The sequence below is a fragment of the Leptothoe sp. PORK10 BA2 genome, assembly GCF_034932105.1.
GTDB lineage: Bacteria > Cyanobacteriota > Cyanobacteriia > Phormidesmidales > Phormidesmidaceae > Leptothoe.
In genome coordinates this window covers 1-26388 of the sequence record NZ_JAYGIG010000137.1, presented here as the reverse complement: position 1 = coordinate 26388, position 26388 = coordinate 1, and the positions used below count along the sequence as shown (strand labels likewise).

The window sequence follows — 26388 nt, the reverse complement described above, 5'->3', positions numbered from 1 at the left end:
ACTCCATGGCTGAGCGAAAAAAGCTTTACGAAGGCAAGGCAAAAATTCTCTATGCCACCGAGGATCCGGCGGTACTGGTGACCTATTTCAAGGATGATGCCACTGCATTTAATGCCCAGAAGCGAGGCACCATCGTCAACAAAGGGCGAATTAATAATGCCGTCTCCACCCACCTGTTTCAGCTGCTAGAGGCCCAGGGCATCGCCACCCACTGGATTGACTCCCCCCAGGGTCAAGCCGATGGGCGCGAGATGTGGGTGAAGCCGGTGACCATTGTGCCCCTGGAGGTGGTGGTGCGCAATCTGGCGGCGGGTAGCCTATGTCGCCAGACCGGCATCGCCCTAGGGACACCCCTCACCCCACCCCTGGTGGAGTTTTACTACAAAAATGACGATCTGGGGGATCCGCTGCTGACTTGCGATCGCATCCGAGCCATGGACATTGCCAGTGACGATACTGTCACCCAGCTGCAGCAAATGGCCCAACGGATCAATCAGGTGCTGATAAATTTTTTTAATGGCTGTGGCATTACCCTAGTGGATTTCAAACTAGAGTTTGGCACCCTGGCCGACGGCACCTTAGTCCTAGCGGATGAGATCAGCCCCGACACCTGTCGTCTATGGAATCAAAACGAAACCGATGAGTCCCGTCGAGTGATGGATAAGGATCGGTTCCGTCAGGATTTGGGCGATGTGGAATCAGGCTATCAACAGGTGTTAGATCGAATTCTGGCACACACAAGTTGAGCAATGAGGGAAACGGTGCGGTAGGTGTTAGATCGAATTCTGGCACACACAAGTTGAGCAATGAGGGAAACGGTGCGGTAGAATCTTCCAGAAAATATTAAATTCCGTTTACATTTTTTTCATGCCCCCAAGGCGCTTTTGAAAAAAAATGCAAGGATTGCTGGAGTCTTGGCTATAGCAACCCAGACCGGATTTGGTGTATGTCATTAACAGGAGCTTTCTAAAGTTGCTGTTTTCACATGGTGTCAGGAGTACTTTTACAGGACCGCCTATGCGCTTTTCGCCGACTCTATTGGCTTGTTGCACCGCTGCAACATTGTTTGGGTTGCCCGTGCTCGCAGCAAATGCGACTGATGTAGCAGAATCTTTAACGACCGATGCTACGGCAGACGATACGGCATTGATCCTCGACCAGACCCAGCCCATGGGTCAGACCGTCGATGCCCAGAACCTATCCCTGCAGCAGCCAACAGACGGTGCGGCCGCAATAGTCACTGCGCAGCAGGAAGCGCTCGCCCCGTTAACCAATCCAGTAGCTGACGAAGATAGGCTATTGGCCCAGGATACGCCTGCAACACCTGAGGAAGCATCGGCAGAAACACCCGAGGAAACCCTCGACCGCCTACTAAACGGCATTGGCCGTCCCTCCGAAGCGGCCCCAGTGCAAGAGGCTGAGGAACTGGACGCGACCCCATCCCCAGGGGCTCCCATGCCAGAAAATCCCGCCTCTGAAAATCCCACCCCGGCCCCGGCAGAAGCAGAAGTCCAGGTGCTAGTGGCGGAAGTGGAGGTGGTTAACCTAGATGGCAGCCCCCTGGACCCGGCTCTCGAAGACATTGTCTATCAGGCGATTAACCTGCGTCCCGGTCGCCCAGCCACCCGCAGTCAGCTCCAGGAAAACATCAACAATATCTTTGGCACAGGCTTTTTTGCCAATGTTAGGGCCAGACCCGATGATACGGATTTGGGGGTGCGCGTCACCTTTGGTGTTGAACCCAACCCTATCCTGACTGGCGTCGATGTACGCACCGATGGGGCAGAACAGGTACTGCCAGATGAGAAGATTGATGAAATCTTTGGTGAACAGTACGGCAAGATTCTCAATCTGATCGATTTTCAAGACGGTATTTTAGCCCTCAACGAGTGGTATCGCGAGCAGGGCTACGTCCTGGCCCAGGTAACAGCAGCTCCCCAGGTGTCCGATGACGGGGTGGCCACCCTGATTGTGGCTGAAGGGGTGATTGAGTCCATTGAGGTGCGCTACATCAACGAGGACGGTGACTCTGTAGATGATGAGGGTGAACCCATCGATGGTAGAACCCGTCCCTTTATTGTCACCCGCGAATTTGACACCCAGCCCGGGGATGTTTTTCAACAGAGCCGCATCCAACAAGATCTGCAGCGGGTATTTGGTCTGGGTATTTTTGATGATGTGCGCCTTTCCCTGGACCCCGGCGATGAGGACCCCCGCAAGGTCAAGGTGGTGGTTAACATCGACGAAAGTAATACCGGTTCCGTGGGGGCCTCCGTGGGCTTTAACCTCAGCGGAAATGTGTTTGGCAGTCTTAGCTATCAGCAGGATAACCTAGGGGGCAACAACCAGAATCTGCGCACGGAATTGCAGCTGAGCGACCGGGAGCTGTTGTTTGACGTTAGCTTTACGGATCCCTGGATTGCTGGAGATCCCTATCGCACGGCCTACACAGTGAATGGCTTTAACCGGCGCTCAATTTCTCTCATCTTTGATGGGGGTGATACGGATATTGACCTGCCCAATGGGGATACGCCTCGGGTTAACCGCCTCGGCGGTGGGGTGTCCTTTAGTCGCCCCTTATCCGACGGTTGGAACGGGTCGGTGGGCCTAGAGTACCAGCGGATTTCCATTCGGGATAGCGACGGCAACCTATCCCCTGAGGACCAGCTAGGAAATGACCTGAGCTTCAGCGGCAGCGGCCGGGACGATCTGCTCAGCATTCCGGTCAGCTTTTCCTGGGACCAACGGAATGATCCCTTGGTGCCCACCAGCGGCAGTCTGTTGCGCCTGGGTACGGAACAAACCATTCCGGTGGGCAATGGCACCATCTTCTTTAACCGGCTGCGGGCCAGTTATAGTCGCTACTTACCGGTTAGTTTGCTGAACTTTGGGGATGGCCCCCAAACCTTGGCCCTAAATCTGCAAGGGGGTACAGTGATTGGCGATCTGCCCCCCTATGAGGCCTTCTCCTTGGGAGGAACCAGCTCGGTTCGGGGCTACGATGAGGGCGATCTGGGCAGTGGCCGCTCCTATGTGCAAGCGACGGCTGAATATCGTTTTCCCTTGTTTACCTCATTCCTGGGGGGAGCCTTTTTTGTTGACTATGGCTCTGATTTAGGCTCCGGTGGTAGCGTTCCCGGTGACCCGGCAGAGGTTCGGGGTAAGCCCGGCGATGGCCTTGGTTATGGTGCGGGTATCCGGGTGCAAACCCCCTTAGGCTCCCTACGCCTTGACTATGGCTTTGGCGATGATGGGGATGGCCGGATTCACTTTGGCATTGGGGAACGGTTCTAATGACAGGTGGGCAGCACACCTTAGCCGCCCCCGTAACCTGTACAGGAGTGGGGCTACACCTGGGACAGACAACCCAGGTGGTGCTAAAGCCCGCTTCGGCCGATAGCGGTCGCTATTTTGTGCGCACGGATGTCCAACCAGAGCGGCGGATTCCTGCCACTGTGACGGCGGTGAGCCAAACCCGTCTCTCTACCCAACTGGGGCCGGAAGGACAGCAGGTGCGCACTGTGGAGCATCTCTTGGCGGCCCTGTGGGCCGCTGGGGTGGACAATGCCCGAATTGAAATTGATGGTCCGGAAGTGCCCTTAATGGATGGGTCCGCCCAAGGGTGGAGTAGCCTGATCGCATCGGTGGGTACGGTGGCGCAGTCAGCGGTGCGCCCCAAGGCCACCGCCCTAGAGGAGCCGGTGGTGGTGCGGGATGGGGATGCCTATGTGGTGGCTTTGCCTGCCTCAGAACTCCGATTTAGCTATGGGATTGATTTTCCGGTGGCGGCCATTGGTAATCAGTGGCACAGTTGGTCCCCCGCTGATGGGGACTTTGGAGAGTTGGTGGCTCCAGCTCGTACCTTTGCCATGGCGCACCAAATTGATGGGTTGCGATCGCAAGGCTTGATCAAAGGCGGCAGCCTTGAAAATGCCCTCGTCTGTGACCAAACGGGCTGGTTGAATCCCCCCCTGAGATTTCCAAATGAACCGGCACGTCATAAACTTTTAGACTTAGTAGGGGATCTCAGTTTACTAGGTGTTCTCCCTAGGATGCATGTGACCGCTTACCGTGCCAGTCATAGTTTGCACGTTCAGTTAGCGACTCACCTGGCTACTCACCTAGCCACTATTTGCACCACAGATCCACTCCATTCCAGTTGAAACCTTGAGTTTTTCCCTCGAAAAACCCTACAGTTGCTAGATGTGGATCAGGTTTCAACCGCCTCCTGGTTAGCCGATAACACCTACGCCGTTGCTGTTAAAAAAAGTCTATGGCCACCGTCATTCAAAATAAATCTCACACCAGCCAGGAATCTCAACCGGCTGTTGCCGAAAGTCCAGCTCGCCTCACCTTTACCCTAGAGCAAATTCAAGCCCTATTACCTCATCGCTATCCCTTTGCTCTAGTGGATCGGATCATTGACTATATTCCTGGTAAACAGGCGGTCGGCCTAAAAAATGTCACCTTCAATGAACCCCACTTCCAGGGACACTTTCCAGGGCGTCCCATTATGCCAGGGGTGCTGATTGTAGAAGCCATGGCCCAGGTCGGTGGTATTGTACTTACCCAAATGCCAGGCGTAAATGGGTTATGTATGTTTGCAGGCATCGACAAAGTCCGGTTTCGCCGCCCAGTTGTGCCAGGTGACCAGCTGGTTATCACCACTGAGCTGCTTAGTGTCCGTGGGCTAAAATTCGGCAAAATGCAGGCCAAAGCTGAAGTTGATGGTCAACTGGTATGCGAAGGTACCCTGATGTTTTCTGTGGTTGAATAAACGTAACCAAACCAATGCTTCAAACTGCTCTGATTCATTCCACGGCTGTAATTCATCCCAGGGCCCAAATTCACCCCAGTGTCAAAGTGGGCCCCTATGCTGTGATTGGGGAGAAAGTCAGCATTGGCAAAGACACGGAAATCGGGTCCCATGTGGTGTTAGACGGCCACACCGAGATTGGTCAACGCAATCGGATCTTTACGGGAGCCGCCATTGGTCTAGAGCCCCAGGACCTGAAGTATGACGGCTCCGAAAGTCTGGTATCCATCGGTGACGACAACAATATTCGCGAATATGTCACCATCAATCGCCCCACTCGGTTTGGCGAAATCACCCGGTTAGGCAATGGCCTTTTGCTCATGGCCTATGTGCATGTGGCCCATAACTGCGTCATTCAAGATAATGTGATCATTGCCAACTCGGTAGCCCTAGCCGGTCATGTGCACATTGAAGCCAATGTGCGCATTAGTGGTCTGGTGGGGATTCACCAATTTGTACACATTGGTCGCCATGCCATGGTGGCGGGCATGAGCCGAATTGAACGGGATGTTCCCCCCTACATGATGGTGGAAGGTAATCCCTCGCGGGTGCGGGGTCTGAATAAGGTGGGGCTAAAACGTTCAGGGATCGGCGAGCTGGAATCCGGCCAAGTTTACCAGGGTCTCAAACAGGCCTATCGTTTGCTCTATCGGTCAGGTCTAACCTTTAGCGAAGCTCTCGACAAGTTAGATTCTTTTGCCAACAACGAGTATGTACAACATCTCCATCGGTTTTTAGTGGCCTCCCAACGCGATGACCGCCGGGGTGCCATCCCCGGTCGGCGGGGGGCCACCCCCCATCGACCGATCTCTCGTTCCTAGAGTCTTTGCCCTAGGGCCGGGTTCACTATGCACCACACCGAGGCTAGCCATACGCCACATCCTCCTGCCCGTCCCCTGCGGATATTTATTCACACGGGGGAAGTTTCGGGCGATCTTCAGGGGGGCCTGCTGGTGGATGCCCTAGAGCGGCAGTCCTTGGAGCGGGGCCAGTCAGTGGAAATCACAGCCATGGGCGGGGAACGCATGGCGGCGGCTGGGGCCAAGTTAATTGGGGATACGGTATCGGTCAGTTCCATTGGCCTATTTGAGGCCTTGCCCCATGCCCTGGCCGCCCTCAAATTAAACCGCCGAGCCCAGCAGCATCTGAAGGATGTGCCGCCGGATGTAGTGATCCTGATTGACTACATGGGGCCGAATGTGGCCATTGGTAAATTTGTCCGCCGCCAGTTTCCCCAGCTGCCCATCGTCTACTACATTGCCCCCCACCTTTGGGTATGGGCTACGATTCCAGGCGATACGGAGAAAATTTTGGCCATTGCCGATCGCATCCTGGCTATTTTTCCAGGGGAGGCCCGCTATTACCAGGACAAGGGGGGCCAGGTATCCTGGGTGGGGCATCCCCTATTGGATCGGTTTGCCGACTATCGGCCCGAGACAGCTAAGCAGTCTGCTCGGCAGCATTTGGGCCTGGGGCAGACCGACCTCGTGGTGACCCTGTTACCGGCCTCCCGTCAGCAGGAGTTGACCTATGTGCTGCCGATTATATTTACCGCTGCCCAACAGATCCAGGCCCAGATGCCCCAGGTTAGATTTTTGGTACCTCTAGCCCGAGAGGCCTTTCGCTCCCCCCTAGAAACGGCTCTGAAAGCCTATGGTTTGAACGGTTGCGTGGTGGCTAAGGCGGACCAGATGTTGGCGATTTCGGCAGCGGACCTAGCCATTAGCAAGTCAGGCACAACCAATTTGGAAATTGCCCTAATGGAAGTGCCTCAGGTGGTGATGTACCGGCTTAATCGGATTACGGCCTGGGTGGCGGAGTATGTGCTAAAATTTTCAGCCGCTTATGTCTCACCGGTAAATCTAGTTAATATGGAGCCGGTTGTGCCAGAGTTTGTGCAGTGGGAGGCCACTCCGGAGGCCCTCAGCCAAGTGGCACTAAACCTGCTGAACAGTCCGGATCAACGGCAAAAGATGGTGGAGGGCTACAGGAGAATGCGACAGTCTTTAGGAACCGTGGGGGTGTGCGATCGCGCCGCCCAGGAAATTCTAAACTTGGCCAGTAGCAAGGCTGCCAGACCAGCCTAAAAATTGTGGCATATCTGGTCCCTGCGCAGGGTAACATTCGTCAGAGGAAGCATATGGGAGAAAGCGAGTGAACATTACTGAATTATTTGCCAGAGGTGGAGTGGCCATGTGGCCCCTGCTCGTTCTATCAGTAATCGCCCTCGGTACCGTTATCGAGCGGATCTGGTTTTGGTCTCGCATTCTCACGCGGGAACGGGAAGTGGCCGGTCGAGTATTGGAAGCCGCCCGGCGAGAATGGACCGCCGCCACAGAAATTGCCCAGCGTGCCCATCGTCTGCCCATGGGACGTTTTCTCTACGCCGCCCTCAAGCTTAAAGACCAAGAACCCGAAGTCTTTCGCCTCGCCCTAGAGACCGCCGCCAACGAAGAATTGGCGGCCATGCGACGGGGTGAAAAAGTACTGGAATTAGTCATTGCCGTATCCCCCATGCTGGGCTTGTTGGGTACCGTCCTCGGTCTAATGACGTCTTTGGGATCCCTAAATCTCAACGACTTAGCCATTGGCAGTGCCACCAGCGGTGCGGCCGAGGGTATTGGCCAGTCTCTCATCACCACCGCCGCTGGCCTGATTATTGCCATTGTTAGCCTGATGTTTTTCCGCCTATTTCAAGGACTCGTCTTTGGCCAGGCCAAGGTCTTTCGACAGTCAGGCAGCGAATTAGAACTGTTATATCGCCAGGCTTGGTCCCTCAGCGATGGGAAGCCCAGTGAACTGGGTGCCAAGATTACCTCCTAAAAGAGCACCTATACAAAAAACTAAAAGATCTTGGACCTCAGGGCAAAGGTTCCAGCCTCTTTTATCAGCCAATACCCTATCCTGAGCATTGCCATGAAACTGGATCTAGACGAACAACAAACCGATATTCAGATTGAGTTACTGCCCCTCGTCGACGTCGTTTTTTGCATTCTCACCTTCTTTATCCTGGCCGCTGTGGGCAGCCGTCAGCAGGCAATTAGCTTAGACTTACCCAATGCCAGCACCGCAGCGGCCCTACCACCGGCCGCCCTCACCACCGGTCGCGATCGCCTCTACATCAGTGTTGATCCCATCGGACGGCTTTATCTCGACCAAGACCCCATTTTGGAACAGAACCTGTTGGGCCTGGTAAGAGACTTTTACAGCGGCAATCCCCAAGGGATCGTCGTGTTATATGCCGCGAAGGATTCTCGCTACGATGACGTGGTGCGAGTGCTCGATGTTTTACGCTCTGTGGGGGGCAATCGCGTTGCCTTAGCCACGTTACCAGCTGGTACCCAGTCGCCAGACACATCCCTAGATGGCTTACCTGGGGAACTATCGCCTGATATTCAAGACCTGATTAACGGTTCAGGGACTGACCTGCCTGGGACTGACTTCCCGGGCGGTGGATTGGGATCGCCGGGCAGTGGATTGCCAGGCAGTGGCTTGCCGGGCAGTGGCTTACCAAGCAATATCGACCCGCTCAATCCTTCCACGACTACACCCATTCCCACAACACCTGGCAGTCCCCTCAACCCTTTGACTCCCGGCGGCAGCAATCCAACGTCGTTGCCACCCCTACCCGCCAACGAAGAGTAACAGCGATCAAGTTATACAGACGCGACCTTAGACGGACGAACCCATTGACGGGACATCATGTTCGATCAGCTTGATTTTGCTCTGCTTGATCGAATTGATGTCCCGTCAATGGATTTGCCAGTTACCCATCTATCTAGCCGTCAGACCCTAGCCCTGACCAGGCCCCATGCCCACTGCACCGGCATAGACTGCTTGATCCTCTAGCTCATCCTCAATCCGTAGCAGACGGTTGTACTTAGCCACCCGCTCACTGCGACAGAGAGAGCCTGTTTTAATCTGACCGGCTCGGGTGGCCACGGCCAGATCCGCAATGGTAGTATCCTCAGTCTCTCCAGACCGGTGACTGATCACCGATGTCAGACTATTCCTAGTGGCCAAGTCAATGGCTTCCATGGTTTCTGTCAGGGTGCCGATTTGATTGAGCTTAATCAAAATCGAATTGGCTGACTTTTGCTCAATTCCCTTTCGCAGTCGGACCGGGTTGGTGACAAACAAGTCATCCCCCACCAGCTGTATTCGGCTACCCACTTTAGTGGTCAAGGCCTGCCAACCCGCCCAATCTTCCTCGTGGAGACCATCCTCAATGGACACAATGGGATATTGAGTGGCTAGCTTATCCAGATAATCAATGGTCTCGGCGGAGGAATGAGCCTTCCCATCAAAGGTATATTGACCATCCTGATAGAGCTCACTGGCCGCCACATCCAGCGCTAAGGAAATCTGTTCACCGGGCTTATAGCCTGCCGATTCGATGGCAGCAATCAAAATTTCTAGGGCCTCCTGGTTAGAGCCCAAATTAGGGGCAAAACCACCTTCATCGCCTACTCCACCTAGCAAACCTTTTTGATCTAGCACTTTACTCAGGCTAGCAAACACTTCCGCCCCCCAGCGCAGGGCTTCCCGAAAGTTGCTAGCACCGCTAGGCACAATCATGAATTCCTGAATGTCCACATTGTTATTGGCATGGGCTCCTCCGTTAATCACATTCATCAGAGGTACAGGTAATACATTGGCTAGGGGGCCACCCAAGTAACGATAGAGGGGAAGACCCAAGGCCTGAGCCGCCGCCTTCGCATTGGCCAAAGACACTGCCAGTATGGCATTAGCCCCTAGGTTCGCCTTATTTTCCGAACCATCTAGGGCGATCATGGTACGATCAATCACCACCTGATCCAGGGCATCTAATCCCATCAGTTCACGGGCAATTTTTTCATATACATTATTGACCGCTTTGAGTACCCCTTTGCCCCCGTAGCGCCCATCCCCATCCCGCAGCTCATGGGCTTCAAAGGTACCCGTCGATGCGCCACTGGGAACCTGGGCTAGGCCCATGGCTCCCCCAGACAAATAGACTTCAGCTTCAATGGTGGGGCGGCCCCGGGAATCCAAAATTTCGCGGGCGCGAATCTCTTCGATGGCGGTTTCAAGTAAGTCAATCATTAGTTTGGGCTTCCTTATGGATTAACTATGGATAAATAATTGGGGTGTGTAGGACTCACTCGTCGATTATTCTGTCTCTCAATGGATAACACAGCCGCACGATAAACCAGCATACGGTGCTATCTTGCATAACCGATAGGGTGGCGGCGAAAAATGTGAGGAAAAGTGTACGTCAATATGGATTAGATAATGGATTAGATAGACGGTGCGAAAGCACCATAGAAACTCGACCAGCGCTAGGATGAGGTCACAAAGCTCAACTAAGGGAGAAGAGGCAATGCGTTTATTGCACACAATGTTGCGGGTGGGCAATTTGGATAATTCCCTCCAATTTTATTGCGATGTTCTAGGCATGACCCTGCTGCGTCGGAAAGACTACCCAGGGGGGGAGTTTACCCTGGCGTTTGTGGGCTATGGCGACGAAAGCGATCATACGGTGCTAGAGCTGACCCATAATTGGGGGGTGGAATCCTATGATCTAGGGGATGGCTATGGCCACATTGCCCTGGGTGTGGATGACATCTACCAAACCTGTGAAGCGATCAAAGCACGGGGTGGTAAGGTTGTGCGGGAGCCAGGGCCCATGAAGCATGGTTCCACGGTGATTGCCTTTGTGAGTGATCCCGATGGTTATAAAGTTGAGCTGATTCAGCTCAAAGACCAGGCCTCCCCTCAGGAGCCCTCCCAGACCCAATCAGTAACAGCTTAGTTGAGGGGTCCAATCTAGTTAAGTCGGCTGATTGAACGCCCCCACAGCTCATTGAGCCCACTCAATCCGTTGAGCCCATTCAATCCATTGAGCCCACTCAATCCATTGAGCCCATTCAGCCCGTTGAGCCTTCCTCCACTTGATATACTTATTGTTCGTTTCCCTGCCAGATTCATTCAGACCCAATGCAGCCATCCAATCCTGATAAATTTACCGCCAAGGCATGGGATGCCATTGTTGCAGCTCAAGAGGTTGCACGGCGCTTTCGCCAGCAGTATCTTGAAGTCGAACATGTGATGGTGGCGCTGATTGAACAGCAAGGCCTAGCCGATACAATATTGGCCAAGGCCAATTTGGATTCAGACTTGATTGCCCAGGAGCTATCCACGTTTGCCCAGCGCCAGGCACGGGGTCGGGCGACGGCGGATAGCAATTTGTATTTGGGTCAAAGCCTAGATCGGATGCTCGATCAGGCTGAGGCGGCCCGCCAGCTGCTGCAGGATGACATTATTTCCATTGAGCACCTGCTGCTGGGGTTTGCCGAAGACGAGCGCATTGGCCGAAGGTTGCTGAAAGGGTTTGAGCTGGATGTGGCAGATATCCGAGCGGCGATCAACCAGGTGCGCGGTAAGCAAAAAGCAACGGGACAAAACCCTGAGGAAGCCTACGAAGCATTAGAGAAATATGGTCGGGATCTAACCGAAGAAGCCAAACACGGCAAGCTTGATCCTGTCATTGGTCGGGATGAAGAAATTCGTCGGGTGATCCAGGTGGTTTCGCGACGAACCAAAAATAATCCCGTCCTGATCGGTGAACCGGGGGTGGGTAAAACCGCCATTGCCGAAGGCTTAGCCCAGCGCATTGTCAATGGGGATGTGCCTGAGTCCCTGAAGGATCGCCAGCTGATCTCCCTGGATATCGGCAGTCTGATTGCCGGGGCCAAATATCGGGGTGAATTTGAAGAACGACTACGCTCGGTGCTCAAGGAAGTGGCTGAGTCAGATGGTCAGGTGGTGCTGTTTATTGATGAACTGCACACGGTGGTGGGTGCTGGCGGCGGCAATAGTAATGTGGATGCGGGTAACCTGCTGAAGCCAATTTTGGCCCGAGGAGAGCTGCGGTGTATTGGTGCTACCACCTTGGATGAGTATCGCAAACACATTGAAAAGGATGCCGCCCTGGAACGTCGATTTCAGCAGGTCTACATTGGCCAGCCCTCCGTCGAGAACGCCATTTCGATTTTGCGGGGGTTAAAGGAACGCTACGAGGCTCACCACGGTGTAAAAATTGTGGATTCTGCCCTGGTGGCGGCAGCCACCCTGTCGGATCGTTACATTAGCGATCGCTTTTTGCCCGATAAGGCTATTGACCTGATCGATGAAGCTGCCGCCAAGCTAAAAATGGAGATTACCTCCAAACCGGTGGAGTTGGAGACCATTGATCGGCGGCTGCGGCAACTGGAGATGGAGAAACTGTCGCTGCAGGGGGAGGAGGCCACGTCTCGGACATCGAAACAGCGACTGACGCGGATCAATAAAGAGATTGAAAAGCTGTCGATTCAACAGCAAAGGCTAACGGTCCAATGGCAGTCTGAAAAGCAGGCGCTGGATGCTATTAAGGCCCTCAAGCAAGAGGAGGATCAACTCCGAGTGCAGGTGGAGCAGGCGGAGCGGGCCTATGACCTCAACCGGGCGGCCCAGATTAAGTACGGACGACTGGAAGCCGTACAGCAAGAGCTAGAGATTTTGGATACTGAGCTGCAAACAATGCAGGACAAAGGGTCCACCCTACTGCGAGAGCAGGTGAGCGAATCGGACATTGCCGAAATTGTCGCCAACTGGACCGGCATTCCGGTGAACCGCCTGATGGAAACCGAGCGCCAGAAGCTGTTGCAGCTAGAGGGCTATTTACATCAGCGGGTGGTGGGTCAAAGTGAAGCGGTAACCGCTGTGTCTGCGGCCATTCGACGGGCTAGGGCCGGCATGAAAGATCCCGGTCGCCCCATTGGTTCATTTTTGTTTATGGGACCGACCGGGGTGGGTAAAACTGAACTAGCCCGAGCGCTGGCGGACTGTCTGTTTGATACGGAAGAAGCGATGATCCGGGTGGACATGTCGGAATATATGGAAAAACATTCCGTTGCCCGACTGATTGGCGCTCCTCCTGGCTATGTGGGGTATGAAGAAGGCGGTCAGTTGACTGAAGCGGTGCGACGACATCCCTATGCTGTGGTGCTGCTGGATGAGGTGGAGAAGGCTCACCCCGATGTGTTTAATATTTTGCTGCAGGTTTTGGACGATGGCCGCATCACTGATTCCCAGGGAAGAACTGTGGACCTAAGCAACACGGTGATTGTGATGACTAGCAACATTGGTAGCGATCACATTCTGGATGTGGCAGGGGATGACTCAAAATTTGAGGAAATGCAAGAACGGGTGTTAGGGGCCCTACGGGGGCATTTCCGTCCAGAGTTTCTGAATCGGGTGGACGATTTGATTATCTTCCATCCCCTGAGCAAGGACGAGCTGCGGGCCATTGTGGAAATTCAGCTGAAGCGTTTGTACAAGCTCCTGGCGGATCAGAAAATTACCCTACATGTTTCAGAGTCGGCTATCGACTATGTGGCGGACAAGGGTTACGACCCGGTGTATGGTGCCAGACCACTGAAGCGGGCAATTCAGCGGGAACTGGAAAATCCGATTGCCACTAAAATCCTGGAAAACACTTTTGTGGAAGGGTGCCAGGTGTTTATTGATCACATTGAGGATCGACTCAAGTTTCAGGTCAAAACCGTTGAAGTGGTGGACGATAAGGCAGCCTAAGTTTTAGAGTTGTTGCGGTTCCTGGGGAGGATTTAACCGATTTAACGCCATGGCCACTCAAAAAAACATCTCCCTTAATCAGACCGGTCCTATCTAGATTGGCAAGTTGAGCCAAATACCTTTAATTGGGTCCTTACTGATTTTTTGGCCAGTTTATCTGCCTAATGGGGGCCTAGGGTAAGACTCAGAACCACAGGTGTAGTGGTAAGGTGCAGTGTGATGTCAGACCTGGGGTTTTGAGCGGTATGATCTCTACATTGGCAATACAATTGTGAATACTGTCCCATGCTCATGAGCATGACAAAGTAGCTTGCCATTATGTTGCTCGACCACAATCTGATAGCTAATTGACAGCCCTAATCCTGTTCCTTTACCCACTGGCTTAGTGGTGAAAAAGGGATCAAATAATTTCGGAATGATATCTGCTGAAATGCCGGGTCCATTGTTACCAATATGGATGACGATGTCGGCAGCCTCAACTGTTGTTTCGATCGTAATGTGAGGATCCTGTAATTTCTTAATGGAGCTAACTTCTTCCCATCCCGCGACACCCACGGCAGCCTCCAGCGCATCGATCGCATTTGAAAGAATATTCATGAACACCTGGTTGAGCTTACCTGGGTAGCAGTGCAGCTTAGGTAAGTCACCGTAGCGTTTTACCAGGGCAATGCCATCGTGGTGGTGGCACGGCTTCAGACGATGACCGAGAATGCTCAGGGTACTGTCTAATCCCTTATGGAGATCGGCCTCCTTGTGTTCTGCTTCATCTAATCGAGAAAAGGTCCGCAGTGCCCCTACGATGTTATAAATGCGTTTTGCTCCCGTATCCATAGACTGGAGCAGATTGCTGTAGTCTTCTTTCAGAAAATCTAGTTCAATTTCCGTAATGAGGTTTTGAATGGACTCAGACGGTTCGGGATATTCTTGCTGGTAGGCATGCACTAACTTAAACAAGTCCTGGGTGTAAGCTTGGGCATGGGAAAGATTACCATAGATAAAACTTACTGGATTGTTGATCTCATGGGCAATGCCCGCTACTAAGATCCCCAAGGCTGACATCTTTTCGGAGTCAACCAGTTGCGATTGTGTCGTCTTCAGCTCTGTGATCAGGTTTTCCAGAACTTGTCTACGATCTTCTAATTCTTGCTTGGAAGATTGTAGTTCTTCAATGACTCGTTTTAGAAGAGATTCTGTACGGGCATTGCTAGCTTCTAACAGACGGCGGTCAGCTTGGGAGCGCTTTAGCTTTTTTTGGAGCGATCGCACTTGACGTTCTAAAGCATTAATTTTGTCCTGCATCACGTTTATATTGCCCTTAATGGCTACCTAGCAGGAGTAGTACAAATGTTTCGTGATTGATGCGTCCCTTTTCGTTCAAGGTAACGGGTGCAATTTCACCGTAGGAATATAATCCGGCCAGGGGTAGACCCGGGGGTAATAACCGCTGGGTAATCTGGGTTTCTTCCTCGGTCCGGGTCCCCAGTAAATAGCGACGGGTGCAGCAGGTGAACATGAGCGCAGCGGCAGGTTGGTTGCCTGGATAACGATCGAGGGCTTGACGGGTTGCCGTTTCGCAGGCGGCCAGGATATCAGTCTGACTGGCGTGGGCAATTTGGGCATCCACATGAGCTGGGATATCGACTAGGAACTGAACTTTGCCGGTAGCTCGATCGCACCCCACCGGAGCCCGTAAATAAAAGGCATCGCTATCTTCCTCAAAAATAGCCAGGGGATACTCTAGGGAAGGTGTGAGGCCGCTTAAGTAGTAATCGTAGAGGTCCAGAGCGGGTTTATCGTTGATCGTATCGACGCTGTTTTTGCCCACGGCACTGATGGTGCCTCGTTGGGAGATTGGCGTCCAACCATGGGCCATGCCGTAGGAAAATTGCAGGGGCCCGAAAAAGAGCAAAATAGGGATGCTATCGGTGATGACTTGCTGGTTAAAAAACTGGTAGGTTTGCTGAAATCGGGCCTGATCTCCGGCCAGTCCGCCAAAAAGAGGAAACTGATCCCCTAGCACGACCTGCAAACTTTCTAGGATGGAGACGCTATTGAGGTGCAAGCTTTCGGCGACGGTGAGCCCCAGCACTGGCATCTCCGTTTGCCCCTGCCGGGCCTGGGCCACTGCCTGCTGAGCAGCATTGAGGGGATCTTGGGAGGCCGATGGCCCCACCCCCGCCTGAATTGTGATGGTGTCAGAGGCAAATAGCATCAGCACCACTGAGTCTTGTTGAAAACCTGCCTGGGAAGACACTTCACCGTCGGTGGTGCCGCCAATTAGCTGCAATTCGGGGTAGGTCTTGTAAATATGGGACAGCATGACTTCGTAGTCGAAGTCTATGGCACTCAATAAAATTCCGGACTGGGGCTGTTGACCTGCCAAGGCAGTGTGGCACTGTGCTAAGACATCTGCGATCGCATAGTCTGCATCGGTGTCATCACTATGGCCCACAACTACTTTCAACATACATTTTCCTCCGCTTTAATTAGCATTACCCGAGGAGTAGGCCCCAGATGTGGCATTGGCATGCTAGTCGGACCCCATTTAATAATTGAGACAGCATTATCGATTAGGGTTCCCAGTGTGGGCAGATTCTCACAGTATTTCTCACAGTATTTACGGTTAGACCGACTTAAGATTGCAACCTTCTATTACTGACTACCACTGATGAGGGGTGTTAGCCTAACAATCAACAGCCCGATAAGGTTGCCCCGGCCCGAACAGACTTTACACTGAAGTTGATGGTTATGGCTCTGGCAAATGTCAACAACACTTAAAATTGATGGTGCCACCCTGGCTGGAGAGGATGGATACTGGTCCATTGCCATGGTCGGGGACAAGATTACAACCGTTGCCCGTCACCTTGAGACGACGGCTCAAGAGGAGGTTTTCAAGGCTGAGGGGAGACTGGTGATTCCGGGATTGGTGGATGGCCATTTGCATTTGGATAAGGCGTTGTTACTGGCCCAGCATCCGGCCCAAACGGGTACTTTTCAGGAGGCGTTGGTGGAAACGGGCCGTCTCAAACAGCGGTTTACCCTGGATGATATTCAGTCTCGCGCCCGGCGGGTGATAGAAAATGAAATTGCCTTTGGCACCACCCTGATGCGGAGCCATGTGGAAGTGGATCTGATGCTGCAGCTGACGGCGATGGAGGCATTGCTGCCGCTAAAACGAGAGTATGCTTGGGGACTTACCCTACAGCTGGCGGTATTTGCCCAGGAAGGGATTACGAATCAGCCCGGTACGAGGGCGTTGTTGCGCCGGGCCATGGCCATGGGAGGGGATGTGATTGGCTCGGCCCCCTATGTGGATCCCAACCCAGAAGACAATATTCGAATTGTTTTTGACTTGGCTGAAGAGTTTGGCTGTGATGTGGATTTTCACCTGGATTTTTTGGATGATGACTCTCCTTTGTTATTGCCTAGGGTGGTGGCGGAAACCCTAAAGCGGGGCTGGCAAGGTCGGGTGTGTTTAGGCCACATGACAAAGTTGGCGGGGTTGACGCCCTGGGCATTGAAGGAAATCGCTGCCATGCTACGGGATGGGGGTATTTCTGTTTTGGCATTGCCGGCGACGGATCTCTACATGATGGGGCGCCGGGATACCCACAATGTACGGCGGGGGGTGGCCCCAATTCACCAGCTGATGGATTGGGGGGTGACGGTGGGGGTGGCCACGAATAATGTGCAAAATCTGTTTACCCCGTTTGGGGATGGGGATGTGTTAAAAATCTGCACGTTGATTGCCCAAACGTTGCAGTTGGGGACGGTCTACAGCCATAAACAGTGTTTAGAGATGGCTACGACCCAGGCAGCCCATGCTATTGGGGTGGGAGACTATGGCATTGCCCCTGGGAGGGTAGCGGACTTGGTGATCATTGATGCTAAGTCTGTGTCGGAAGCGGTGGGTATGGCTCCGGTGGGTCGGACTACGATTAAAGGGGGGAAGATTGTGGCTCAGACTCAGGTGCGAAGGGAGTTGGGTGTGGTCGGGTCTGGGGTCAGCTGATGGTAGAGTTCTAGGTGCATTTGGGCGGATTGTTGCCAGCTGTAGCGGTGGATGATAGAACGGCTATTTTGAATTAGGGGTTGGGCGATGGCGGGGGTGAGGAGAGAGACCATGGCGGTTGAGATCGCATCCACATCCCCTGGGTCCACCAACATGGCCTCTTTGTCTGACAAAAACTCGGTAAAGGGGGCTTGGTTTGAGGTGAGTACCGGCAACCCAGAGGCAATGGCTTCTAGCACCACTAGGCCCCAGCCTTCCTGGATGGAGGGAAAGACAAACCCATCGGCTAGGCGATAGAGCGCGGGCAGCTCCGCGTCGGGCACCACCCCCGGCAGGATTAGGCCCTTCGCCAGGTCATAGGCTTCTACGAGCTGCATAAATTTTTGCCGGTAGGGCTGATAGTCAAAGAGTGTGGCGCCACCGGCAATCATTAGCTGGGCCTGGGGTTGTTGCTGTCTGACCCGATGGAATGCTTTAAGCAGGTTAATGGAATTTTTACGGGGTTCAATGCCACCGACGGTGAGATAAATGGGTCCGTCTTGGAGGCCATAGGCCTGGGCTAAGAGGCCTTCTGTGCCATCGGGCTGGGGAGAGAATCGACCACTGACACCGTTGATGACTCGATGGGCGTTGATGCCATAGTCTTTTGCTAGCACCTGTTGCCAGATATTGCTGACGCACAGACAGCGGTCGGGCTGGTGGATGGATTTCTCTTGGCAGGCTTGGAGGTAGGGGCTTTGGAAGTCTTCGATGTGGTGAACGGTGCGGACAAAGTGGGGGATGTGGCCCTGTTGTTTGAGGATGGCTAGGGCGTTTGCGCTGAGGCAGTCTTGGGCGTGGTAGATGTCGTATTTGTGGGGGTGGTGTTGGAAAAAGTGGACGAATTCGGTGATGCGTTGTTGGATCAGTTGGTCGATGCCTTGGTGGCAGGGGGCGGCGGGGACTGGGTAGGTGAGGAAGGGGGTGGGGCGGTGGAAACCTTGGTTGTCTTTGTCGAGGGCGAAGACGTGGGGGGAGTGGCCGAGGTCGATGAGGGATTGGGCCAGTTCGAGGGTGTGGATGACGCTACCGCGTGGTTTGGTGGAGTAGGTGAGGAGGGCAATGGAGAGGGACATGGGAGTTTTTTCTGATGCTAGCAGGGGTTGGTGGGTATTTGTGCTGGCGAAAGATAGTTCAGGCCCCTAAATCTCCTTTCTTGAATGCCCCTTGGGCTATATTCTGAGGGACTTTGAGTTTTTTCTGCTCCATGAATTTTGTCAGGAAATAATCTCTGAAATGTGAGTTGCCACAGGCAGTGTAAATTTCTTCTAAAATATGAGCAATATGAGAAGCAATCGCATTTTAGGGATGCGTTTTACAACTCGCAACCACCCGGGAGTGTTACTGATGCGAATTGCGATTTTTGCGGCGGGAAGTCGAGGGGATGTGCAGCCCTATATTGCTCTAGGCAAGGGCCTGAAAGCAGCAGGACACACCGTTCGCCTCGTCACCCATGAAAACTTTGAAGGGTTAGTCAATGGGCACGAGCTAGATTTCTTTCCCCTCAAGGGGAATGTACAAGCATTCATGGAATCCCCAGAAACCCGTAAGCTGCTGGAGAGTGGCAATTTTCTTGCCCTGAACGCCCACACATCAAAAGCATCCCAGCGCATGGCGATTGATTGGGCACAAGACGGTTTAGCGGCTTGTCAGGGCATGGATTTGCTAGTGGCAGGCGTGGGGGGACTCTTCCTCGGTGTTGCCCTGGCAGAAAAACTGAATCTTCCCTTGCTTCAGGCCTATATCTTTCCGTTTACGCCCACCAAAGCCTTTCCCGCCCCCTTGTTTCCCCAGTCCATCGCCAAACTGGGCGGCGTTGTGAATCAGTTGTCCCATCATCTCTTTCGCCAAATTATGTGGCAGGGGTCTCGGAAAGGAGATGGATTAGCCCGGCAACAAGTGCTAAATTTGCCCACTGCCCCATTTTGGGGACCTTACCATACAGCACATTTTCAGCAGTATCCCATTCTCTATGGGTTGAGTCCATCCGTGATTGCTCAACCCTCAGATTGGCAGAACACTCACATCACAGGCTATTGGTTTTTAGATGAAACGCCGGATTGGACTCCACCCACTGCCTTGCTGGAGTTTTTAGAAAGGGGCGCCCCGCCTATATTTATTGGGTTTGGTAGCATGGTGAGCCGCAACCCAGAAGAAACAGCCGACTTGGTTTTGCAGGCGCTCAAGCTCACGGGGCAACGCGCTATTTTGCAATCGGGGTGGAATGGTCTGAGTAAGGCCGATATCCCAGATACGGTTTGTATGGTGGATGCCATCCCCCATGCCTGGCTTTTCCCGAGAGTTGCAGCGGTTGTCCACCATGGGGGAGCGGGGACAACCGCCGCTGGTCTGAGGGCAGGGGTACCCTCGGTTGTAATTCCGTTCTTTGGCGATCAGCCCTTTTGGGGGCAGCGGATCGCAGCATTAGGGGTTGGCCCCGCCCCGATTGCCCGGCAACAACTCACCGCTGAACGACTGGCAACAGCAATTCGCAGAGTTGTGAATGATCAAGCCATGGGACAGCGGGCAGCAGCGCTAGGGGCAAAGATTCAAGCTGAGAATGGGGTTGCCAATGCAGTCGCCATTGTACAAGAATTGGCAAAGTTTAGGGTTCTTTAATGGTGAAGCCACGAGAGAAAACCGAGAGAAAACCGATAGTAAAGGGCTGAGTTTAGTGGGTATGGCCTAACGCTCCCAATACACACCGATCGCTAAACACTGAGCATTTTGAGTGAGCAAATTTCTGTGGCAGGTGATGGGCAATGTTACAGGACTGAAATGGTGACCGATTGATGGAAGTGACATCGACACTTAAGGTTTCAAGTCGTGCCGATTGGCGATCTTGGCTCATGGCCAATCATGAAACAGAGACGGAGATTTGGCTCGTTTCGGACGACCGCCCTGACCAACCAACTGTGACGTATCTGGATGCTGTTGAGGAAGCCATTTGTTTTGGTTGGATTGATGGCATTGCGAAGCGCATCGCCAACGCTGAAAAGGCCCAGCGATTTACTCCCCGTCGTCCCCGCAGCAACTGGACTGAATTGAACAAGGAGCGTGCCCGGCGACTCATCAGGCTGGGACTTATGACGGACGCCGGGCAACGCAAATTGCCTGATCTCTCAAAGCGATTCGAGGTCGCCGACGATATCATGGCGGCAATCAATGCAGATGCGATCGCAAAGACACATTTTGAGAGATTTCCAGATCTTTACATCCACGTTAGGGTCGGCTACATCGAAGAAATGCGCAAGCGACCAGAAGAATTTTCCCGCCGATTAGACAATTTCATCCGGAAAACAGCTGCAGGTAAAATGTTTGGCAACTGGAATGATGACGGGCGACTGCTGTAACCCGAGTAGTAGCGTAGCTAGTTCACTACCTCCGGCTAAGTTTATTGGCTGATCGGATTTTTTAACCCATCAACAACCGCAATCCACTCAACGTTACGATCACTGTGGAGCCTTCATGCCCTAAAACCCCCAAGGGCAGCGTAATATCGCCTGCAAAAGTTAGGACTAACAAAATCACCACAAAACTCAGGGCAAATGCAATATTTTGCTTCACTATGCGCTGGGCCCGACGACCTAAACGAATCGCCTGTTCTAACCGCTCCAAGCGATCGCCCATCAACACAATGTCAGCGGTTTCCAGCGCCACATCGCTACCGGCCCCCCCCATGGCAATGCCAACGGTGGCCTGGGCCAAAGCCGGGGCATCATTGATGCCATCCCCGACCATCGCAACGGTTTGATACTGCTGTTGAAGTTTACGAATCACCTCCACTTTATCTTCGGGTAACAGGTCTGCGTAAACCTGATCAACCCCGACCTGCTCAGCGATGCTACTGGCGGTGCGGGGGTTGTCCCCCGTCAGCATCACCACATGCTCCACCCCCAACTGTTTGAGGCGGGCTATGGCCTGGGCAGCGGCAGGTCGCACAATGTCGGCCACAGCAATCAGTCCCAACAGGTCCCCCGCCTGGGCGACCCAGACCACCGTTTTGCCCGCCGATTCCAACTGCTGGCTTTGTTCCAGCCAATGGGTAGAAATGTTCTTTACCTGAGTCTGCACAAAGGCCGCTTTACCGACTACGACGCTCTGCCCCTCCAGGTGGGCGGTGATGCCCTGTCCGGCCTGGGCCTGAGCGTTGGTGGCTGTTGCCCAGGTTAGGTTTTGCTGACGGGCTGCCTGCACAATGGCTGCCCCAATGGGATGTTCCGACAGACTCTCCAGCGCGGCTGCTACCCGCAGGAGTTGGGTGGAGTCGGGCTGAGTCGCCAGCACGTTCACGACCTGAAGCTGGCCTGTGGTCAGCGTGCCGGTTTTATCAAAGGCGATCGCCCGAATGCGTCCAATCTGCTCTAACTGGGCCCCGTTTTTGAACAGAATGCCTCGGCGGGCTCCGTTGGCAATGCCCGATAGCAGGGTGGGCATAATCGAGGCCATTAGGGCACAGGGAGAGGCCACCACCAGAAAAATCAGGGCTCGATAAATTGTTTCCTCCCAGGTCCATCCCAGCAGGAAGGGCGGTAGTGTGCCCAGCAGGATGCCAGCGATGACAATCACTTTGGCATAGTCTCGCTCAAACCGTTCGATAAATTGTTGCGAGGGAGGTGCTTCTGTTTGAGCCTGCTGCACCAGCTGGATCACTCGTTGAATTAAGCTGCTTTCTGGCGGTTGATGCAGCTTAATCCGCAGGACTCCATGGCCATTCAGCGTACCGGCAAAGACTTCATCCCCAACGGTTTTCTCCACCGGCACAGATTCTCCCGTAATCGAAGCCTGGTTGAGAATACTCGCGCCTTCTGTCACTACACCATCGGTAGGTATCAGTTCTCCCGGCTTGACCAAAATGAGCTCGCCCACCTGGAGGCTGGCAATGGGGACAGTCCGCTCCTGCCCCCGCTGCAGGAGTCGAGCGGTATCTGGGGTTAAGCTCATCAGTCCCCGAATACTGCGCTCGGTGTGCTGCATCGCGTAGCCTTCTAAAGCTCCACTGATGGCAAAGATCAAGATCAGGACAGCGCCATCGACAATTAGGTGGTATTCCTGCCGCCACAGGCCCAAGCTGACCGCACCCAGGGCCGCCACGATCATCAGCAGATCGACATCCAGCTCTTTCTCTTTTAGCAGAGTTGTGAGCCCGTCACGGGCGCTGTCGAAACCACCAATGACGTAGGCTGCCGCCAGAATAAAAAGACCCCCACCGTCCCAGCCCAGATTGAGGGACTGCCATCCCAGGAATACCAGGATAGCGCAGGCGATCGCCGCGACTGCTTCGGGATGATGCTTGAATAAATCCTTGAATACATGCGAGGGAAGAGGAGATGCAAGGGCTTTGGCAGCCATAGTTTGATCTGTCCAATAAAAGCTATCCGCTAGTCTAAACCTTGACATTAGTGTTAATGTCAAGGTTGCCATGGACTGAAGGAATGAAAACAGACCATCTGACCATTAAAGAACTGACGGATGCCGTGGGGGGTGGCGTTACCCCTCGCATGGTGCGGCACTACCATACCCTTGGTTTACTGCCTCAGCCCCAGCGGTCTGAAGGTAACTACCGGCTATATACCGCGCAGGATGTGCAACGGCTGCGGCGGATGATGGCCCTGAAGCAGCAGGGGTTTCAGTTGTCCCATATTCGCCAGCTTTTAGACAGCCACCCTGAAGCTGCCCTGGATAACACTTTGATCATCCAGCTGCAGCAGCAATACCATACGGTCATGCAGCAGATAACCCAGCTTCGCCAAACGGCAGCGGCGTTAGAAAGTTTGTTGGGGCGCGATCGCAACTGCCAGATCGCCCAAGCTGAAGCGCTATCTCAACTGAAGCAATTAGATGTCGATGCCCAAGCCGGATTGGGACACCTGGATCAGATCTGGAGCCATTTCGATACCGAAGTCACGACCCACCCGGAACACTTTCAGGAGTCGTTGCAGCTGTTACTGCCGGATTTATCCCACTATTCTGAAATTACGGTTCACTTGTTGCATCAGTTGGTGTTGGCCTGCGGCGATGTCAGCCTGGCCAGTTTTGTGCGCTTCGGCCACGAGCCCGTCGCCGCTGCCCGTAAAGCCCTCAAAGCAGGCTGTTCTGTTGTTGTGGATGTTCCCGCTGTTGCCACCACCCTGGATCAGACGCGGCTAGCCCATCTGGGCAACCCTGTTACAACGTTGATCGATGACCCCCACATCGCCGGAGCCGCTGATGCCGAGCAAGCATTTTGGCAGGATAACCATTGGCAGCAGCGGTTACAGGAAGCTCCGGTAGGCTGTGTGCTGGTGGTGGGTTATGCCCCTTCAGTCTTGCTTGCAGTCTGCCAGTGGATTGATCAGGGAAAACTTCAGCCAGCGCTCGTGATTGGGATGCCCATTGGCTTTAGTCATGCCCCTGCAGCCAAGCGCCAGTTGATGACGCTGCCAGTACCCTACATCACCATTCAAGGCAGTTTGGGGGGCGGTCTCTTAGCGGCAGTTGCATTAAATGCGCTGGTGGAAACCCTGATAGAAAAACCTGATTGCCACTGCTACCTCAGCCGTCCCTAGATAGGCAGAAGGGAAATTATATTCAATGAGACTGTTTAGGAAACGTAGCTTAGACTGTTGGTGGGGCGGTTAAAAATGTTGCTCGGGGTCCCTGTTTAGACTGTTGATGGGTAGGTTAAAAATGTTGGTGGGGGTCCCTGTTTAGACTGTTGATGGGTAGGTTAAAAATGTTGGTGGGGGTCCCTGTTTAGACTGTTGATGGGTAGGTTAAAAATGTTGGTGGGGGTCCCTCCAACATTTGTTTCTTAACGGTCCCTAAGGGTTATACCTGTGGAAAAAGATGTGGACGTGATTGCTATTCGCCTTAAGCCTGGAGAGGATCTCAAACAATCTCTGCAGAGATACTGTATTGACCAAAAAATTGATGCCGCTTATATGCTGAGTTGTGTTGGTAGCTTACGCCAGGCCGCGATCCGATTTGCCAATCAACCAGAAGGAACCGTTTTTGAACAACCGTTAGAAATAGTGTCGCTGGAAGGCACACTCTCCCAGCACGGTGTTCATTTGCACATTGCCGTGTCAGATAGTGAAGGCCAGGTCATCGGTGGTCATTTAATGGATGGCTCGAACATCTACACGACGGCAGAGATAGTCTTGGGAATTGTGCCTAACACCGTTTTTAAGAGAGAGATTGACCCACTCACCGGGTATAGAGAGCTAACAATTGTCAGCTAATTGTCTATGCACCTGACGGTACGACCGTAGTCGATCCCGAAGCCCACCCCGAAGCCTTTGAGGTGATAATCTATGATTAGGTTCTAAAAACTATGACACACCTGAGACACCTATGGTAGCGATGACCCGGATGCTCCTCTCCCACAACTGCACCCTGCCCCCAGGGCAAGTGTCCGCCCTCAGTCGTGATGACTTTGCCCATGTTTTTATCGCCGGACTAAAACCCCATACCGATATTCAATGCAGTCTGATCGAAAATCCCCACTGGGTGGTGGAAGTGCTGTTTGATGGGGAGAAAAAGTCCCCCACGAGCGTGGCTGAACTGGTGGCCCAAAGTCTGGCCGCCCAGCGTCTAGCCGAGCCAGAAAAACAGATCGATAGCCATACGGTAATGCTGTTAGGGGGGATGAAAACCACCCCGGTCTCGGGCACATCTCCTACGTCCCTACAGACGGGGGAATGGGGGGTGGATGTGGTAGAGACAATCTCTCCTGAGCAGTTTTTAGCAGGGCTAAACTGGGATACGGTGATTGCGGATAAGCCCCCTGAGCAAATTTTCAAGGTGCTACATGTGGTTGAGTAAGGTGGGGTGCATTGGGGTATAGCGGTTCCTTAGGCTATCCCCAGTAACCTATGGGGGATTCTTGGCTCATGCTTACGGTAGTATCCAAGTTCCCTCTGGCAAAAAGACCGCCCCCTCTGGCGGTTGCGCCATCACATACACCCAGGCTTCTCCCATGGGCTGCTCCGCCAAGTCAAAAACTGTGGTCCGCAGTCGGATGTACTCTTCCTCAAAATCATCATCCCTAGGGACATTCTCTTCCCCATGGGGATTGTAACCTTCTAAATAATCCAGCCCTGGCATGGCTGCCTCGTCCAGGGTAAATAGGTAGCCCTTCACCCAGCCTTCGCCCAGGGTCATGGCGGGATAGCCCAGGGTGGGCAAGTCGTAGAGTAGACCTCTCACCTGGGCAGGCTGTGACTTTTTTAGGTATGGCAGACAATACTGCTGGTGGTAGATCCCCCCCGGTTTAAGGGTGCCATAGACAAAGACATCGGTGTTTCCCATGGAGATAGTATTCACCATATGAGAGCCGATCAAAGATAAAACGGCTCTCGATCAACTCCAAGCCTATCGCCTAGGAATAGGGGTGATGGCATAGGGGTAATCACCCGTTATTGAAATTGTAAAATGGTGACTTTGCTGTCGGGCTGTTCTAAATATTGTTGGGCGGTGTCTTCGATTTTTTGTAGCTGGCCCATCGCTAAACCGCAGGGGAATCCGTATTTCGCCTTGACGCGATCGCTGGCGATTTGGAGTGATTCGCGGGAGCGGTTTAGAAAGTCGGTGACGGTGTAGGTCTCACCGACTTGGAAATAGTCTTTGACCACGAGGGATGGGGAATAACAGCTTTCCTGCTGTCCATCTGGCCATTGAATGTGGAACCGAATTTCGGGCATGGGTAGGTTGGGTAGGTTTAATGGGCAGGGGCCTAGAAACACGGGGTAGCTAGGCGAAATTAAGTAAAGGCCAGTTGCATCATTCGATGCACATTAGACCTCTTGCAAAAATGATTATGTGCTAAATTGCTGTATTTTGCTGCCAGTCTTCGGCAAGGTTGAGTTCATAATTGTAGAGTGCCGCTATCAAATTGAATCGCAGCCCATAGCGTCGTCGTCGG

At 53.3% G+C, this 26388-nt stretch carries 23 protein-coding genes; 16 read left to right on the top strand and 7 right to left on the bottom strand.

All coding sequences use genetic code 11. The features are described from left to right. Nucleotides 1-5 precede the first annotated feature (5 nt). From purC to VB741_RS22185, 8 genes are all read left to right on the top strand, one after another. Nucleotides 6-746, top strand: a complete 741-nt coding sequence (purC, locus tag VB741_RS22220) for a phosphoribosylaminoimidazolesuccinocarboxamide synthase (RefSeq protein WP_323367403.1) — start codon at nt 6-8, stop codon at nt 744-746. A 271-nt stretch (nt 747-1017) separates the two neighbouring features. Further along, nucleotides 1018-3294 (top strand): BamA/TamA family outer membrane protein, encoded by a 2277-nt coding sequence (locus VB741_RS22215; RefSeq protein WP_442786428.1) that lies wholly within the window; start codon nt 1018-1020, stop codon nt 3292-3294. Continuing rightward, nucleotides 3294-4163 (top strand): UDP-3-O-acyl-N-acetylglucosamine deacetylase, encoded by an 870-nt coding sequence (lpxC, locus tag VB741_RS22210; protein WP_323367401.1) that lies wholly within the window; start codon nt 3294-3296, stop codon nt 4161-4163. Before VB741_RS22215 ends, lpxC begins: the two co-directional genes overlap by 1 nt. Nucleotides 4164-4273: 110 nt before the next feature. After that, a complete protein-coding gene (gene fabZ, locus VB741_RS22205) occupies nt 4274-4777 on the top strand; it encodes a 3-hydroxyacyl-ACP dehydratase FabZ (protein ID WP_323367400.1) in 504 nt (167 codons plus the stop codon). Between the two features lie 14 nt (nt 4778-4791). Next, entirely contained in the window at nt 4792-5637 is an 846-nt protein-coding gene (gene lpxA, locus VB741_RS22200) for an acyl-ACP--UDP-N-acetylglucosamine O-acyltransferase (RefSeq protein WP_323367399.1), read from the top strand. 27 nt (nt 5638-5664) lie between these two features. Further along, on the top strand, nt 5665-6903 hold the full coding sequence (gene lpxB, locus VB741_RS22195) for a lipid-A-disaccharide synthase (RefSeq protein ID WP_323367398.1): 1239 nt from the start codon (nt 5665-5667) through the stop codon (nt 6901-6903). A gap of 67 nt (nt 6904-6970) precedes the next feature. Continuing rightward, nucleotides 6971-7639 (top strand): MotA/TolQ/ExbB proton channel family protein, encoded by a 669-nt coding sequence (locus tag VB741_RS22190; RefSeq protein WP_323367397.1) that lies wholly within the window; start codon nt 6971-6973, stop codon nt 7637-7639. Between the two features lie 93 nt (nt 7640-7732). Continuing rightward, nucleotides 7733-8461, top strand: coding sequence for an ExbD/TolR family protein (locus tag VB741_RS22185; protein ID WP_323367396.1), 729 nt, complete (start codon nt 7733-7735; stop codon nt 8459-8461). A gap of 147 nt (nt 8462-8608) precedes the next feature. Here the strand turns inward: VB741_RS22185 and eno are convergent, their stop codons facing one another. Next, entirely contained in the window at nt 8609-9901 is a 1293-nt protein-coding gene (gene eno / locus VB741_RS22180; RefSeq protein ID WP_323367395.1) for a phosphopyruvate hydratase, read from the bottom strand. Between the two features lie 277 nt (nt 9902-10178). Between eno and gloA the strand changes: the two genes are divergently transcribed. Next, the gene (gloA, locus tag VB741_RS22175) at nt 10179-10610 is read left to right on the top strand and encodes a lactoylglutathione lyase (protein WP_323367394.1); all 432 of its coding nucleotides are present in this window, start codon (nt 10179-10181) and stop codon (nt 10608-10610) included. 185 nt (nt 10611-10795) lie between these two features. Then, nucleotides 10796-13432 carry an ATP-dependent chaperone ClpB gene (gene clpB / locus VB741_RS22170; RefSeq protein ID WP_323367393.1) on the top strand — a complete coding sequence of 879 codons (2637 nt, stop codon included), beginning with the start codon at nt 10796-10798 and terminating at the stop codon, nt 13430-13432. Nucleotides 13433-13684: 252 nt separating this feature from the next. Here the strand turns inward: clpB and VB741_RS22165 are convergent, their stop codons facing one another. Both VB741_RS22165 and VB741_RS22160 read right to left on the bottom strand, forming a co-directional pair. Next, complete coding sequence (locus VB741_RS22165) at nt 13685-14731, bottom strand: sensor histidine kinase (protein WP_323367392.1); 1047 nt, start codon at nt 14729-14731, stop codon at nt 13685-13687. Nucleotides 14732-14747: 16 nt separating this feature from the next. Next, the gene (locus tag VB741_RS22160; protein ID WP_323367391.1) at nt 14748-15899 is read right to left on the bottom strand and encodes an FIST signal transduction protein; all 1152 of its coding nucleotides are present in this window, start codon (nt 15897-15899) and stop codon (nt 14748-14750) included. A 294-nt stretch (nt 15900-16193) separates the two neighbouring features. Between VB741_RS22160 and VB741_RS22155 the strand changes: the two genes are divergently transcribed. Beyond that, entirely contained in the window at nt 16194-17444 is a 1251-nt protein-coding gene (locus VB741_RS22155; RefSeq protein WP_323367390.1) for an amidohydrolase family protein, read from the top strand. Here VB741_RS22155 and VB741_RS22150 read toward each other — a convergent pair. Further along, nucleotides 17399-18559 carry an MSMEG_0565 family glycosyltransferase gene (locus VB741_RS22150; protein WP_323367389.1) on the bottom strand — a complete coding sequence of 387 codons (1161 nt, stop codon included), beginning with the start codon at nt 18557-18559 and terminating at the stop codon, nt 17399-17401. The two genes, VB741_RS22155 and VB741_RS22150, sit on opposite strands and share 46 nt — an antisense overlap. Nucleotides 18560-18830: 271 nt before the next feature. Between VB741_RS22150 and VB741_RS22145 the strand changes: the two genes are divergently transcribed. Together VB741_RS22145 and VB741_RS22140 are read left to right on the top strand one after the other, a co-directional pair. Next, nucleotides 18831-20102, top strand: coding sequence for a glycosyltransferase (locus VB741_RS22145; RefSeq protein ID WP_323367388.1), 1272 nt, complete (start codon nt 18831-18833; stop codon nt 20100-20102). A 173-nt stretch (nt 20103-20275) separates the two neighbouring features. After that, complete coding sequence (locus VB741_RS22140) at nt 20276-20836, top strand: YdeI/OmpD-associated family protein (RefSeq protein WP_323367387.1); 561 nt, start codon at nt 20276-20278, stop codon at nt 20834-20836. Between the two features lie 61 nt (nt 20837-20897). Here the strand turns inward: VB741_RS22140 and VB741_RS22135 are convergent, their stop codons facing one another. Beyond that, nucleotides 20898-22835, bottom strand: coding sequence for a heavy metal translocating P-type ATPase (locus tag VB741_RS22135; protein WP_323367386.1), 1938 nt, complete (start codon nt 22833-22835; stop codon nt 20898-20900). 83 nt (nt 22836-22918) lie between these two features. Between VB741_RS22135 and VB741_RS22130 the strand changes: the two genes are divergently transcribed. The 3 genes from VB741_RS22130 to VB741_RS22120 all read left to right on the top strand — a co-directional run bounded on the left by VB741_RS22130 (nt 22919) and on the right by VB741_RS22120 (nt 25289). Next, nucleotides 22919-24031: a precorrin-8X methylmutase gene (locus tag VB741_RS22130; RefSeq protein WP_323367385.1), complete on the top strand. Its 1113-nt coding sequence runs from the start codon at nt 22919-22921 to the stop codon at nt 24029-24031. Between the two features lie 270 nt (nt 24032-24301). Then, nucleotides 24302-24706 (top strand): PPC domain-containing DNA-binding protein, encoded by a 405-nt coding sequence (locus VB741_RS22125; protein WP_323367384.1) that lies wholly within the window; start codon nt 24302-24304, stop codon nt 24704-24706. A gap of 112 nt (nt 24707-24818) precedes the next feature. Then, nucleotides 24819-25289: a DUF2656 family protein gene (locus tag VB741_RS22120; RefSeq protein WP_323367383.1), complete on the top strand. Its 471-nt coding sequence runs from the start codon at nt 24819-24821 to the stop codon at nt 25287-25289. 72 nt (nt 25290-25361) lie between these two features. On the opposite strand, the gene VB741_RS22115 is transcribed toward VB741_RS22120, so the two are convergent. After that, entirely contained in the window at nt 25362-25793 is a 432-nt protein-coding gene (locus tag VB741_RS22115; protein ID WP_323367382.1) for a gamma-glutamylcyclotransferase family protein, read from the bottom strand. Between the two features lie 89 nt (nt 25794-25882). Next, entirely contained in the window at nt 25883-26167 is a 285-nt protein-coding gene (locus tag VB741_RS22110) for an MSMEG_0570 family nitrogen starvation response protein (protein WP_323367381.1), read from the bottom strand. Nucleotides 26168-26388: the final 221 nt, after the last annotated feature.